The 14,032-nt window shown below is 35.6% G+C and carries 12 protein-coding genes; 7 read left to right on the forward strand and 5 right to left on the reverse strand.

Annotated elements, in window-relative coordinates:
- Positions 1-25: 25 nt before the first annotated feature.
- Positions 26-2,227: a RelA/SpoT family protein gene (locus RTY06_RS01005; RefSeq protein ID WP_312822146.1), complete on the forward strand. Its 2,202-nt coding sequence runs from the start codon at positions 26-28 to the stop codon at positions 2,225-2,227.
- Positions 2,227-3,381, forward strand: coding sequence for a Na+/H+ antiporter NhaA (gene nhaA, locus RTY06_RS01010; RefSeq protein WP_312822148.1), 1,155 nt, complete (start codon positions 2,227-2,229; stop codon positions 3,379-3,381). Before RTY06_RS01005 ends, nhaA begins: the two co-directional genes overlap by 1 nt.
- On the opposite strand, the gene RTY06_RS01015 is transcribed toward nhaA, so the two are convergent.
- Positions 3,378-4,316, reverse strand: coding sequence for a YihY/virulence factor BrkB family protein (locus tag RTY06_RS01015; protein ID WP_312822150.1), 939 nt, complete (start codon positions 4,314-4,316; stop codon positions 3,378-3,380). The genes nhaA and RTY06_RS01015 overlap by 4 nt on opposite strands.
- Positions 4,317-4,346: 30 nt before the next feature.
- Between RTY06_RS01015 and rlmH the strand changes: the two genes are divergently transcribed.
- Positions 4,347-4,820, forward strand: a complete 474-nt coding sequence (gene rlmH / locus RTY06_RS01020; RefSeq protein WP_312822151.1) for a 23S rRNA (pseudouridine(1915)-N(3))-methyltransferase RlmH — start codon at positions 4,347-4,349, stop codon at positions 4,818-4,820.
- Between the two features lie 151 nt (positions 4,821-4,971).
- On the opposite strand, the gene RTY06_RS01025 is transcribed toward rlmH, so the two are convergent.
- Positions 4,972-5,526: a phosphatase PAP2 family protein gene (locus RTY06_RS01025; protein ID WP_312822152.1), complete on the reverse strand. Its 555-nt coding sequence runs from the start codon at positions 5,524-5,526 to the stop codon at positions 4,972-4,974.
- A 3-nt stretch (positions 5,527-5,529) separates the two neighbouring features.
- Complete coding sequence (locus RTY06_RS01030) at positions 5,530-5,853, reverse strand: twin-arginine translocase TatA/TatE family subunit (protein WP_312822154.1); 324 nt, start codon at positions 5,851-5,853, stop codon at positions 5,530-5,532.
- A gap of 146 nt (positions 5,854-5,999) precedes the next feature.
- Between RTY06_RS01030 and RTY06_RS01035 the strand changes: the two genes are divergently transcribed.
- A complete protein-coding gene (locus RTY06_RS01035; RefSeq protein ID WP_312822156.1) occupies positions 6,000-7,250 on the forward strand; it encodes a chloride channel protein in 1,251 nt (416 codons plus the stop codon).
- Positions 7,251-7,349: 99 nt separating this feature from the next.
- On the opposite strand, the gene RTY06_RS01040 is transcribed toward RTY06_RS01035, so the two are convergent.
- On the reverse strand, positions 7,350-8,567 hold the full coding sequence (locus RTY06_RS01040; protein WP_312822158.1) for a TCR/Tet family MFS transporter: 1,218 nt from the start codon (positions 8,565-8,567) through the stop codon (positions 7,350-7,352).
- A 139-nt stretch (positions 8,568-8,706) separates the two neighbouring features.
- Here RTY06_RS01040 and RTY06_RS01045 point away from each other — a divergent pair, with 139 nt between their 5' ends.
- The 3 genes from RTY06_RS01045 to RTY06_RS01055 all read left to right on the forward strand — a co-directional run bounded on the left by RTY06_RS01045 (position 8,707) and on the right by RTY06_RS01055 (position 10,723).
- Positions 8,707-9,258 (forward strand): hypothetical protein, encoded by a 552-nt coding sequence (locus RTY06_RS01045; protein ID WP_312822160.1) that lies wholly within the window; start codon positions 8,707-8,709, stop codon positions 9,256-9,258.
- A 433-nt stretch (positions 9,259-9,691) separates the two neighbouring features.
- On the forward strand, positions 9,692-9,922 hold the full coding sequence (locus RTY06_RS01050; RefSeq protein WP_312822161.1) for a hypothetical protein: 231 nt from the start codon (positions 9,692-9,694) through the stop codon (positions 9,920-9,922).
- Between the two features lie 105 nt (positions 9,923-10,027).
- Positions 10,028-10,723, forward strand: coding sequence for a hypothetical protein (locus RTY06_RS01055; RefSeq protein ID WP_312822162.1), 696 nt, complete (start codon positions 10,028-10,030; stop codon positions 10,721-10,723).
- A 241-nt stretch (positions 10,724-10,964) separates the two neighbouring features.
- Here the strand turns inward: RTY06_RS01055 and secD are convergent, their stop codons facing one another.
- A complete protein-coding gene (gene secD / locus RTY06_RS01060) occupies positions 10,965-13,874 on the reverse strand; it encodes a protein translocase subunit SecD (protein WP_312822163.1) in 2,910 nt (969 codons plus the stop codon).
- Between the last annotated feature and the right edge of the window lie 158 nt (positions 13,875-14,032).

Below are 14,032 nucleotides of genomic sequence, written 5' to 3' on the forward strand. Positions count from 1 at the left end.
TTCGTTATTCATTTACACGATTTAGATGATTTACGATTTAGAGAAAGAAAACAAGGAAATCCTTGCACGATATAAAGACCTCATATCCAACACTTACCGCACGTTGGACGAGGAGCAGAACAAGCTTATCAGAAAAGCTTTTGATATTGCTTTGGATGCGCACAAAGACCAGCGCAGAAAAACAGGCGAACCTTACATCTATCACCCGATAGAAGTTGCAAAAATAGTTGCTAACGAGATTGGTCTGGGAGCAACCAGTATTGCCTGCGCCCTGCTCCACGACGTCATAGAAGATTCTGAATACACTTACGAAGACCTTAATAAAATCTTCGGAAAAACAATTGCAGACATCGTTAGTGGATTGACGAAAATCTCCGTGATGAATCAGCAGAACATCTCTGTTCAGTCTGAAAATTACAGAAAACTTTTACTGACGCTTTCAGAAGATTTCCGAGTGATTCTCATCAAGATTGCAGACCGACTGCACAATATGAGAACTTTGGAAAGTATGCATCCTGTAAAGCAGAAAAAAATCGCTGCAGAAACGGCATATATTTACGCACCGTTAGCTCACAGATTTGGACTTTACTCTATCAAATCGGAACTTGAAGATTTATCTTTAAAATATAATAATCCTGATGTTTACAACGAGATTCAGGCAAAATTAGAAACCGCAAAAGAAGTTCGCGAAAAATATGTGGAAGAATTCACCAAGGAAGTTTCCGAACAGCTGAAAGAAGAAAATCTCAACTTCACCATCAAAGGACGTGCAAAAGCCATCAGTTCGATTTATCGAAAAATGCAGAAGCAGAACGTGACTTTTGAGGAAGTTTATGATAATTACGCCATTAGAATCATTTATAAATCTGACCCGAGAAATGAAAAATTCTTAGCTTGGAAAATTTATTCTATCGTAACAGACCTTTACCAAAGTAATCCTTCCCGAATGCGTGACTGGATTTCACAACCAAGGTCGACAGGCTACGAAAGTCTTCACTTGACGGTTATGGGACCAGATAAAAAATGGATTGAAGTTCAAATCCGCTCTGAAAGGATGAACGAAATTGCAGAAAAAGGAGTTGCTGCACATTACAAATATAAAGAAGGCTATCGCAAAAACACCGACGACCAAAGATTTGAAAATTGGGTTTCTGAAATCAGAGATGTTTTGGAACAACAGCAAAACCTCTCTACATCTGAGCTTCTTGATAATATTAAATTAAATCTTTATTCCAAAGAAGTTTTTGTTTTTACACCAAAAGGAGAAATCAAAATTTTACCAACCGGAGCAACTGCTTTGGATTTTGCATTTTCAGTTCACTCAGATTTGGGAACAAAGTGTCTTGGCGCAAAAATCAACGGAAAACTGGTTCCAATCAGTTACGTTCTTCAAAACGGTGACCAGATTGACATTCTTTCTTCTCAGAATCAAAAACCTAAACCAGACTGGTTGGATTTTGTAGTTACTTCCAAAGCAAAGTCTAAAATCAAGAACATCCTTAATTCTGAAAAAAATCAAAATACAGCAGAAGGAAAGGAAATTCTCCAAAGAAAAATGCGCCACGCAAAACTGAATTTCAATGATGATGAAATCAATGGATTGCAGAAATTCCTTAATCTGAAAACTTCTCAGGATTTGTTTTTAGGTTTCCAAAACGGAACTTTTGACATTGGTGACATTAAAAGATATTCGGATAAAAAAAGCATACTCAGCAATATCTTCAACCGTTTCAGAAAAACCACTCCAAAAGAAGAATACGTTGAAAAAGTTGACTCTAATTTGGATATGATCGTCTTTGGAAAAGATGAAGAAAAGCTGAATTATACTTTCGCAAAATGTTGTACAGTGATTCCAGGAGATAAAATTTTCGGATTCATTACCATCTCAGACGGAATAAAAGTTCATAGCGAAAGCTGTCCAAACGCCATTAATCTAAGAGCAAATTACGACTATCGTGTTCTTCAAGCGAAATGGGTGAATGCAGAAAGTTTCAAAAACAGAATCAAAATTGAAATTGAAGGTATTGATAGAATTGGTATGATTAACGACATCACGGCAGTCATCAGTGGTTCTATGAATATGGATATGAGAAGTATGAGCATCTCTTCTAACGATGGTATTTTCACAGGAAGTATCGCGCTAGAAGTCAGAAATAAAAGCCAATTGGAAGAAACTTTCAAACAACTAAAAGCGATCAAAGGCGTTTCTAAAGTGAAAAGACTGTAATGATATTAACAAAATACTTCGATAAATTTTTCCATTCCAACAAAAGCTCTGGAATCTTATTAATCATCTTCGTTTTGGTTTCTTTATTGATAGCCAATTCATCTCTCGCTCAGGATTTTCAAAATCTTTTGAACACCAATATTGGGACAGAAGTTTTTCATTTGAATTACTCCGTTTCTGTTTGGATTAATGACGGATTGATGGCTATTTTCTTTCTTTTAGTAGGATTGGAAATAAAAAGAGAACTGCTGGAAGGCGAATTGTCCGACATCAAAAAAGCGAATCTCCCAATTTTCGCCGCACTTGGCGGAATGCTGATTCCAGCTTTGATTTATTTTAGTTTTAATTATAATTCTGAATATAAAAACGGTTGGGCAATTCCAATGGCGACCGATATTGCTTTTTCTTTGGCAATTATTTCGTTGCTTGGAAAAAGCGTTCCTAATTCTCTTAAAGTATTTCTAAGCGCATTAGCAATTGTAGATGATTTGGGAGCGATAATTGTGATTGCATTGTTTTACACGGATTCTATTGATTGGATTTCTTTGGGAATCTGTGGTGGAATTACAATTTTTCTGATTGTTTTAAATAAACTCAGCGCTAAAAATCTATTATTGTATTTGATTCCGGGATTATTTCTTTGGTATTTTATGCATCATTCCGGGATTCACGCTACGATTGCAGGCGTTATTCTAGCATTTACAATTCCGACAAACACTTCAACCGTGATTATGTCGCCTTTGGAAAAACTGGAAGAAAAATTGCACACACCTGTTAATTTTCTGATAATGCCATTATTCGCTTTAGCTAATACTAATATTACTTTTCAATCGGAGGTTTTTGCACATTTTATCAGTCCACTAAGTTTGGGAATCATCTTCGGTTTGTTTACAGGGAAAGTTATTGGAATTAATTTATTTTCTTGGATTGTTGTCAAATTAAAATGGAGTAAACTTCCCGCTTTTTCAAAATGGAATCAAATGATTGGTGTTGGATTCTTAGCCGGAATTGGATTTACGATGTCGATTTTCGTTTCGTTATTGGCTTTTCCAAATCATATTGAAAGTCAGGAAATTGCTAAAATCAGTATTCTGTTCGCATCTGTGTTTTCCGGAATTGTAGGCTATTCTGTTTTGAAATTAAAAACAAACTAAGATTCTGTCAAGTCTGAATTCATTTCATCTCTTACTAATTTTTCCAACTTCACTCTCTTAATAGCAAGATTAAGTTCATTGCCCATCAATACAAGAAAAACGTTGACATTAATCCAAATCATTACCAAAATAATAGAGCCAATCGAACCATACAAAACGTTGTATCGCGCTACATTAGCAACATAAATTGCAAAGAAATAAGTAAGAGTAACAAATAAAACTGTAGTCAAAACAGCTCCCGGAAAAGCCTCTCTAAGTCTTGTAATTTTCAAACACCCAACCCAATAGAAAAGCGTCAACAAAATAAGATAGAACAATGGGAAAGAAATAAATCCAATAATTTTCGTAAGATTCTTTGTGAACCAGCTAATGTCATAAGTTGGAGTAAAAAGTTTGAGAACAACTTCACTATAATAGATTCCAAAAATGGAAAGAAAAACTAAAGTTAGGAAAGAAATTGTAACCAACATTGCCAAAGCATATTCTTTTACAAAACCTCTTTTCAGTTCTGTATTTCTGTTGAATCCGTTGATAAATGTAAAACAACCATTGGTAGCGAAAACAAAAGAAAACAAAATCGTCAAAGTACTAATAGACTTCATATTCGGAAGAAGACTAGTTTGTATATACCCCGTAACATCGCTTTGCATATGAGAAGGGAAAACTCTCGGCATCAAAACTTCGAAGATGTAAAATTGTAGTTTGTCGTAATGTGGCATATATGGTAAAACCGACAATAGGAACAAAATCATTGGAAACAAACTAAGAAAAAAACTCCACGAGATACTCGCAGCCTGCCTTCCCAAAGGGTTTTTGAAAATCGCATCCGTGTAAATAGTTAGCATTTCCCACAGAGAGATTCCTAAAACCGGAATGTGAATTCCGTCAAAAAAGTTTTTAATCTTGAGGAAAAAACGCTGTAATTTTTTTGCCATTCATTTATCTTTGCAGGACAAATATAGTAAATGCGTATTAATTTGATTTGCATCGGGAAGACAGATGATAAAGAAATTGTTTCTCTTATCAAATATTATCTACCCAGAATCCCAAAACACTGGAACTTTGAACTCATCGAAATTCCGGATATTAAGAATGCTAAAAACCTAAGTCCTGACCAATTGAAAAAGGAGGAAGCCAAGTTGTTTCAAAACCAAATTGATTCTTCTGATTTAGTTATTCTTTTAGATGAAAAAGGTAAACAATTCACAAGTAGGGAATTCTCTGAAAAGATTGATAATTGGATGGGAAGTTCTGTAAAGAAAATCCATTTCCTAATTGGTGGTGCCTATGGTTTTTCGGATGAAATCTACCAACGTGCGAACGAAAAGATATCATTATCCAAAATGACTTTCACGCATCAGATGATTCGGTTGTTTTTTGTAGAACAGATTTACAGGGCGGCGACCATCTTGCAAGGGAAACCTTATCATAATGACTGATAATGGTTGTTAGTTGATGGTTATCGGGCTGAGACTCTCAAAGTATTTTCGAATCACTCACTAGCCCCGATAGTAGTGGCATCCTTTTTCTTTTTTTGCTAAAAAAGGAAAAGATATAACGGATAGCGGGATTAAGCTCCTAAAAATTAATCTATTTTTTCGCTAAAACTTTCTTAGTCAGATTAGCGATTACTCCTCCCAAAAGAAAACCGACTGCCGCGCCAAATGCAACATCGCCAGGATAGTGAACACCAACGTAAATCCTGCTGTAAGACACGATACACGCCCAAAAAACAAGAATATATGGAAGATATTTGTAGTTCTTGCCAATCAATATTGTCAGAAAACTAACCAAGAAAAAAGAACTTGAAGCGTGTGCAGAATAGAAACCATACTTTCCACCACAGATTACCATTCTCATTTTCTCAATTAGTAATGGGTCGTGACAAGGTCTTAATCTTTCAACGCCGTGTTTGAAAACACTCGCCAATTGGTCAGAAATTGTGATTCCGATGGCGATAAAAATCAGGACAAAAATTAATTTTTTTCGCGGAACAGTTTTGTAAACCAAATAAAGTAAAATCACATAAAACGGTATCCAAAACCATTTCCCAGTTACCAAAAGCCAAAATGGGTCGAATGTTGAATTTCCCAAACCATTGAGAAATAAAAGGAGTTGCTGGTCCAGAGAAATCAGTTCGTTCATAGTTTATCGGCTTACAGGACCTTCATGAGTTTCGTCTTCGGAAAGATCTACTTTTTCCGCCACCGTATTTTGGAAATCAACACTATTTTTATCTGCCAAAGGATTGAATTCCTGTGCAGACTTCTTTACTTTTTCGATTTCTTTTTTGATTTCGGAAACAGGATTATCTGCTTCTTTCATTATTTCGGTTTTGATGTCATCCACAGCGCCACGCATTTTACGCACACCTTGCCCAAGACCTCTCGCAATCTCAGGTAATTTATCTGGTCCGAATAAAACAACAATTGCCAAAGCAATCATCAGCATTTCTCCTAAACTCAATTCCATTTGGCAAAATTAAGAAACATTTAGAGAAGTGATACAGAGAATTTTATTAATTTTTACTTAAAAAGAGCTTATAAATAATTTCTCTACATGCAAAAACTTGACAAATATTTTTGGCGTAAATTTGTGGTCTTTAAGAGATTGGGAAAATGAAAAGACAGAAAGTTCAAGCGCATAATTATTTAAAATTAATTATTATATCATTATTCATCGGCATTATCGCATCCATTTTAGGATTGACACTCAAGAAAATCACAGAGTTTTGCCAAGAACATCTTTTTGAATTTGCTGAGAAAAACAACGCTTATCTTTTTATTATTCTGCCAACAATCGGAATTACTACAATTTACTTTCTAAGAAAATACCTTTTCAAAAACCGAAAGAACAAAGGCATCACAGAAATCTATAAAACGATAGACCAGCGAAAAGACCATTTGCCTTTTTTCAAGATTCCGTCGCATTATTTTAATGGATTTTTGACCGTAATCTTTGGAGGTTCTACAGGAATCGAGGTTTCTACAGTTGTAGCTACAGCTACTGTCGGGAATTCGGTTTACGAGAAACAGTTTGCTGCGAATGTCTATAAATTGGAGTTGATTTGCGCTGGTGTAGTTGCAGGAGTTGGCGTTCTTTTCGGGAATCCTTTGGTCGGTATTCTGTTTGCTTTGGAAGTGATTGCTCGGAAGTTTAATAAAACTTTATTCATCAGTTGTTCAGCTTCGGCATTAGTTTCTTGGCTGTTTCTTTATTATTTTCCTTCGACCTCATTAATCAGTTTACCTGTTACCGAATGGAAATGGATAGCTGTTCCGTTTATGTTGATTCTAAGTTTGTTAGGCGGCGTATTATCGGTTTACTTTACATTATTAGTGATTAAAATCAAAGAGTTCTTTTCCGGAATCCATAATAATTTTCTGAGAGTCAACCTTGGTGCTTTGGCGGTCGGAGGATTGATTTGCATCTTTCCGTTTTTATATGGCGACAGTTATCATTCTTTGAATGAGTTACTTTATCATCCGCAGAATTATTCCATATTATTTATATTAGCTTTGATTCTTCTGAAACCATTAGCATCATCATTAACTTTAGGAGCAGGTGGCGATGGAGGCGTTTTTGCACCGAGTATTGTTGCAGGCGCATATTTGGGATTGGCATTTGCAATCATTTGCAATACCTTTTTTGGAACATCTTTGATTGTTCTTAATTTTGTTTTGATAGGTATTGCCACTACTCTATCCGCAGCTATTTATGCACCTTTTACAGCTTTGATATTGACTTGCAGTCTTGTTCCGAATGGTTACGAATTATTCTTTCCGATTTTATTAGGAAGTTTGATTGCTAAAAAGACAGCACAAAGCATTATCCCTTACAATGTTTACACTTACAGTCCAAAAGCTTAGAGTTTTCTTTAATTTTCGTCTCGCTGATTTAGCAAATCCAGCAGATTATTCTTTTAATTTACATCTGCAAAATCAGCTCAATCTTGCGAGAAAAAACACTTACCCCTTCTTCCCTTTAAAATTAATATAAACAAAATAGATACTCGCCATAAACAGCAAGAATGCTAAGAAAAACGGTGCTCCAGGAAACTGAAAAGGAGCTTCTTTATGAGTAAAATAGTAGAATAAATTTGTCATCAATGGCGGACCAATAATAGATGTCGCACTCATCAAACTCGTCAAAGCGCCTTGTAATTCGCCTTGTTCGTTGGACGGAATATTTTTGGTAATAATCGATTGAAGGGCCGGACCACAAATTCCCCCTAAGCAATAAGGGATCGTAAACACCAACATCATCCAACCTTCCGTAGCGAAAGCATATAACAACATCCCAAATGAATATAGCAACAAACCATAGAAAATACTTTTCTTGTCACCAATTTTTGGATTAATCCATCGGATTAATAAGCCTTGAACCAATCCAACCATCAATCCTACAACACCAAGAGAAATCCCAACCATTCTCTCATCCCAATTGAATCTGTACATCGTATAGAAACTCCAATTACTCTGCACCGCATGTCCTCCGATATAAATCAAAATCAAGGAAATCACTAAGCCCGAAATCTCAGGATGTTTTCTAAGTAATTTTAAAGAGCCAATAGGATTTGCTCTTTTCCAGTCAAATTCTCTGCGGTTTTCTTTGTCCAAACTTTCTGGCAAGATGAAATATCCGTAGATAAAATTAATCATACACAAAACCGCCGCGGCATAGAACGGAACTCTGGACCCGTAATGTCCCAAAACACCACCCAACACAGGTCCAATGATAAAACCTAATCCGAAAGCAGCTCCGATTAATCCAAAATTCTTAGCTCGGTCTTTATCTGTTGAGATATCTGCAATGTAAGCACTAGCGGTCGTCACACTCGCACCGGTAATCCCAGCAATGATTCGACCAATGAACAGAAACCAGATATTAGGAGCCAACGCCAAGAAAATATAATCTATAGAAAATCCAAAAAGCGATAACAAAATGATGGGTCTTCGTCCATATTTATCACTCAGGTTTCCAACAAAAGGAGAGAAAACAAACTGGATAAAAGCATAAGCAAAACTCAGCCAGCCTCCATACTTAGCCGCCTCGCTGATATCTGCGCGGATGAGTTCTTCTATCAGTTTTGGAACTACAGGAATGATGATTCCCCATCCCGTAATATCTATCAACAGTGTGATAAAAATAAAACCAATAGCCGCAGATTTTTGATTTGTTTTCATAGCTGCGAAGATATGATTTTTTTGATTTTGGATTTCTGATTTATAATATCCGACTTAAAATAGGTATCTAAATTATCCGAAAAAAAACTTAATATTACAATAACATTGACATTTAAACACAATCATTAAACGAAAATCTATGATTAATAAATTTTTAAAATTCACATTTTTATTTTTAATATTTCAATTGAGTTTAAGTTGTTCAAATTCTAAAGAAAATAAGGAGTTAAATAAAATTATAAAACCTATAGTAAACAATGAAAGAAGATTTAATCCTTCACTCATATACATATCAGATTCTTTAAAACAATTAAAAGTATATGTTCCTTCTAAAGATGAAGTCGAACAAAAACCCCCACCACCTCCTCCATCAAAAACTACGAGTATAGACAGATTATTAGCTTTCAAAAAAAATTACACAAAAATGGATTCTATCAAAATCTTAAATCAAAATAATTATAAATTAAAAAGGATAGATATTGATAAAAGTATTAATGTCAATTTGCAAATTATTAATTCAATTAACAAGAAAAAAACAGCGATTTATTTATCATTTTCAACGCCAATATATTTTGATAATAATTCTGTTTACATAGAAGTTTATGGATCTGCTAAAGGGATCGGATACTTATTAAATAAGAAGAAGGATACTTGGAAAATTGTTAATCAAAAACTTTTGTGGATTCACTAATCCCGCTCGTGTCTCAAACAGTATAATGCACGAGCAAGATGCTCGCGCCAGCATTAAAAAAGCAAACCTTTTTAAAAATCAAAAAGACAGACTCAAAGTCTGTTTTTTTATTGAAATATTCAAAAACCTCAAAAATACATTACGATACACCTTCGATTCATTACAACAGGACGATGATTCACTTCATTAGGTCTTTGATTCATTACGATGGAACGTTGATGTATTACGAAGCCTCGTTGATTAATTACGATAAGGCATTGATTCATTACGACAGGTCATTGATTCATTACGATGAGCCGTTGATCCTCCAGCTAGCGCGAGCGTCACGCTCGTGTCTCAAACCATATAATGCACGAGCAAGATGCTCGCGCCAGCATTAAAAAAGCAAACCTTTTTAAAAATCAAAAAGACAGACTCAAAGTCTGTTTTTTTATTGAAATATTCAAAAACCTCAAAAATACATTACGATACACCTTCGATTCATTACAACAGGACGATGATTCACTTCATTAGGTCTTTGATTCATTACGATGGAACGTTGATGTATTACGAAGCCTCGTTGATTAATTACGATAAGGCATTGATTCATTACGACAGGTCATTGATTCATTACCATGAGCCGTTGATCCATTACGATGAGGCAGATGCACGGATTTTATTATGAATCAACAAGTTGCAAAATCTCTTAAAAATAAATTTTTCTAGAAAAAGTTTGTTTTCTTAGAATTTTTTTTCTAAATTCGATTTAATAAACACAAATACTTCAACGATGAAAAAAAACCAAGTAGTTCGGGAGTTCCATCTTACCGACGCAATTCTAAAACAAAAAGCCGACGAATTGATCAACCTCTTAGACCGTGATATTGTAGAATTCACAGACCGAGGTTACACCCCAACAAAGAAAACCGAGTTGACCGAAGCGCGTGATGCAGTAGACAATTTCCCTTCTGATGAACAGTTGGAAGCTATCAAAATAGAATTGACAGCCCAAAAAGATGCTGCCCGCAATGCATTAGCCAAAACGATGCGTACCATCCTGAATATGGCTCAAAATGTTTTCGGACTTGGAAGTGCCAAGTATAAGGAATTCGGAGGATCAGATCTAGCCCGACAAAGCGATGCAGAACTGGTTCGTAACGCCAAAATTATGAGCATAACTGCAGAAAAATATCTGACAGATTTGCAAAACGAAGGTCTTACTTCTGATAAAATTACAACGCTCACGACTCAAAGAGATACTTTGGATCTGGCTATCGATGCACAAGCCAAGGGAATTTCGGATCGAGATGTTGCTACAGAAGACCGTATAGAAGTGCTCAACACTCTTTACCGATTATTGATAAAATATGCAGGCATCGGACAAGATATTTTCTACGAAACCGATGAAGCCAAGTATAACGATTATGTCATCTATGATACAACAAGTGGATTGCCGGAGGAAACACCGCCACCACCAACCGAATAATGGAATCAATTTTTCCCAATTGATTTGTTTTATTGGTGATCCTGCAGATTTTATTTGCAGGATTTTTTTTTCTGTAATCAAACACTTAGTTTGTCATTCCTGAGAAATCTAGAAACAGCAGATAATTCACTGTGTTAATTCATTTAGCTTAGATTCCTCCAGAATGACAAAGATGTTTTTTAAAACATAAAAAAGCCCTCAATCACTTGAGAGCTTTACTTTATATATTTCTAAGAAAAATCTAGCCTACTATTTCAGCATTGCTGATAGAAGATTTGCCAGTTACTTTATCTTCTTTCTTCTTTCCTTTTAGGAAGTCATAAGCCGTAGCCGATGCAATGAAGATGGATGAATAAGTACCAAACCCAATACCAATCAATAGACAGAACATAAATCCTCTCAAGTTATCTCCACCAAAGATGAAAATCGCAAGGATTACCAAAATCGTAGTGAAAGACGTATTGAATGTTCTACCAATTGTACTAGAAATTGAATCATCAAATAATCCAGCCAATGTCAACGCTTTCTTCTCTTTCAGGTATTCTCTAATTCTATCGAAGATGATTACGGTATCGTTAATCGAGTAACCAATCACCGTCAAAATCGCCGCAATGAAATCCTGGTTGATCTCCATATTGAACGGCATTACTTTATAGAATAATGAGTAAACCCCTAAAATTACTACAGTATCGTGGAATAGGCCAGCAACTGCACCTAGAGAGAACTGCCACTTGTCAAATCTTACCAAGATATAGATGAAGATACCAAGCAATGATGCAGCTACTGCCAACATACCGTGTGTTTTGATATCATCTGCTACCGTAGGTCCAACTTTAGTTGAAGAAACAATACCTGCGTGACCTTTATCTGCAGACTTAAATTCTGCTAAAGTCATACCTGCAGGCAAGTCAGATTTAAGACCTTCGTATATTTTTTGTTCTACAGTTTGGTCAGCCGTTAATGACTCATCATCAATTAAGAAATCGGTAGTGATTTTCAACTGAGAAGAGTTTCCAAATGTTTTAGCTTCTACGATGTTGTTTTGACCATCTGCAGTTACCATCAATTTACCAATACTAGCTTCAATTTTTTCAGCATCAACCGGTTTTTCAAATCTCACTACAAAGTTACGTCCACCTGTGAAATCAATTCCATATTTGAATCCGTTGATTGCGATAGATGCAATTGCAATTACCATTAAGATACCTGATACGATGTAAGAATATTTTCTTTTCCCGATGAAATCTAACCAAGTATTTCTGAAAAGATTTTTAGTAGGTGCTGTCCAAACAGAAAGAGATTTCCCTTTTTCCAGTCTGCTGAAGATCATTACTCTTGATAATAATACAGAAGTAAACAATGTCATTACCAATCCAATCATCAACGTTACCGCAAAACCTTTTATAGGTCCTGTTCCAAAAACAAAAAGAATCAAAGCAGTAATGAAAGTCGTTGCGTGACCATCGATAATCGCAGAAATAGCGTGCTTGAAACCATCTTTATAAGCTTCCATAATTCCTTTTCCAAGGAACAATTCTTCTTTGGTTCTTTCGTAAATAATTACGTTCGCGTCCACAGCCATCGCCATAGACAATACGATACCAGCAATACCAGGAAGCGTCAACGTAGCATCCACAGAATCCATAATCCCGAAGATGTAGAATAAGTTAATCGTCATTGCAATAACTGCATAAACCCCTGCTCCACCATAATAGAAAATGATGTAAACAATGATAATTGCAAATGCAATAAGGAAAGACATAATACCGTCATTGATAGACTCTGCTCCAAGAGATGGTCCTACAACGTCTGCTTGTACAATTTTTGCACCTGCAGGCAATTTACCAGCTCCAAGAACATCTACAAGATCTTTAGCCTCTTCTTGAGTAAAGTTTCCAGAAATCTGAGTTCTTCCGTCAGGAATCACACTATTTACAGACGGTGCAGTGTAAACTCTATTATCAAGCGTTACAGCAACCACTTTACCATTATTTTTCTCAGTCATTACTTTCCAGTCGCGAGCTCCTTGAGAATCCATTTGCATATCTACCACGATACGACCCAATTGGTCATAATTGATATTTGCAGATTCTACAGCGCCGTCAACAGGTGCTTTCTGGGTGATATTTCCACGGATAGCATATAATACAAGACTGTTAGCATTATTATTCTCAGGCTTGTAACCCCACATGAACTGGGTATATTTTAAGTTAATAGGTCTTGCATTGATAGCAGCATCACTATTAAGTAATTTATTTACAACAGCTGTATCAGCTAATTTTACGTTTGCAACAGCATTTCCTGGTGTAGAGTTCAATTGAATCAAGTTCATCAAATTGGTAGTTTTTGCAACCCCAATAGAATCTCCTTTGGTTTTAACTAATTGGTCTAGCTGAGAAAAATAAGGAACAACTTCCTGCATCAATTGTACTTCCCAAAACTGAAGTTTAGCAGAAGTCGCCAACATCTTTTTAACTCTGTCGATATCTTTGATACCAGGCATTTCCACCAAGATTCTTCCAGTTCCAGGAACTCTTTGAACGTTTGGCTGCGTAACACCCATTTTGTCGATACGTGTTCTAAGAACTTCATAAGCTGTTCCTACAGACGCTTCAATTTTTTTTCTTACAATATTTTTAACCTGCTCATCTGGTGTATTGAATTTGATCTCAGAAAGATTAGTATTTCCGAAAATTTCAGGATCCGCAAGTTTCAGGTTCGTACCCTTTTCTTTGTTAACAGCTTCGAACTGTGTGAAGAAATCCTCGATGTATTGCTTACTTGAGTTTTTCTGTGCTTTGTCTGTTCTGTTAAGTGCTTCTACTAAAGTAGCATTTGTAGAGTAATTACTAAGATCATTGACCAAGTCTCTCTGGTTGATCTCCAATAGTACGTTGATACCACCTTTAAGATCCAATCCGAGTTTCATTTCTTTCTGTTTAGCAGACGTATAATCCAGTTTTGTAAAACCTAGATTAAGAGTGTCTTTAGAAAGTCTTGCAATCTCAGCATTGTACTTCACTGGATTTTCTCCTGCAATTGCTTTTGCTTCTTTTTCTATTTTGTTGGCATAGAAAGAAGGCAGAAGCTCATTAAGGCAAATTAATCCAAGAACGATGGCAACTAATGTAACGAGTCCTTTTCCTTGCATTTTCTTACGATATATATAAATTAAGTCGGCAAATATAATGATTTATAGCGGAAATAAGAATTTGAAAATGAGAAAAGTGTATTATACTTTTTATATTAATTTCATTTCTTATTTTTTGTAGAAAAATTGAGTTAAAATTTGAGATTGTTAGGAATTAA

This window comes from Epilithonimonas sp., assembly GCF_032055105.1.
Classification (GTDB): Bacteria; Bacteroidota; Bacteroidia; order Flavobacteriales; family Weeksellaceae; genus Epilithonimonas.

Coding starts and splice junctions, on each gene's coding strand:
- RTY06_RS01045 (WP_312822160.1), top strand. CDS start 8,707: ATGATTAATAAATTTTTAAAATTCACATTTTTATTTTTAATATTTCAA.
- RTY06_RS01015 (WP_312822150.1), bottom strand. CDS start 4,316: ATGGCAAAAAAATTACAGCGTTTTTTCCTCAAGATTAAAAACTTTTTT.
- RTY06_RS01030 (WP_312822154.1), bottom strand. CDS start 5,853: ATGGAATTGAGTTTAGGAGAAATGCTGATGATTGCTTTGGCAATTGTT.
- RTY06_RS01040 (WP_312822158.1), bottom strand. CDS start 8,567: ATGAAAACAAATCAAAAATCTGCGGCTATTGGTTTTATTTTTATCACA.
- RTY06_RS01005 (WP_312822146.1), top strand. CDS start 26: ATGATTTACGATTTAGAGAAAGAAAACAAGGAAATCCTTGCACGATAT.
- secD (WP_312822163.1), bottom strand. CDS start 13,874: ATGCAAGGAAAAGGACTCGTTACATTAGTTGCCATCGTTCTTGGATTA.
- RTY06_RS01035 (WP_312822156.1), top strand. CDS start 6,000: ATGAAAAGACAGAAAGTTCAAGCGCATAATTATTTAAAATTAATTATT.
- RTY06_RS01025 (WP_312822152.1), bottom strand. CDS start 5,526: ATGAACGAACTGATTTCTCTGGACCAGCAACTCCTTTTATTTCTCAAT.
- rlmH (WP_312822151.1), top strand. CDS start 4,347: ATGCGTATTAATTTGATTTGCATCGGGAAGACAGATGATAAAGAAATT.
- nhaA (WP_312822148.1), top strand. CDS start 2,227: ATGATATTAACAAAATACTTCGATAAATTTTTCCATTCCAACAAAAGC.
- RTY06_RS01055 (WP_312822162.1), top strand. CDS start 10,028: ATGAAAAAAAACCAAGTAGTTCGGGAGTTCCATCTTACCGACGCAATT.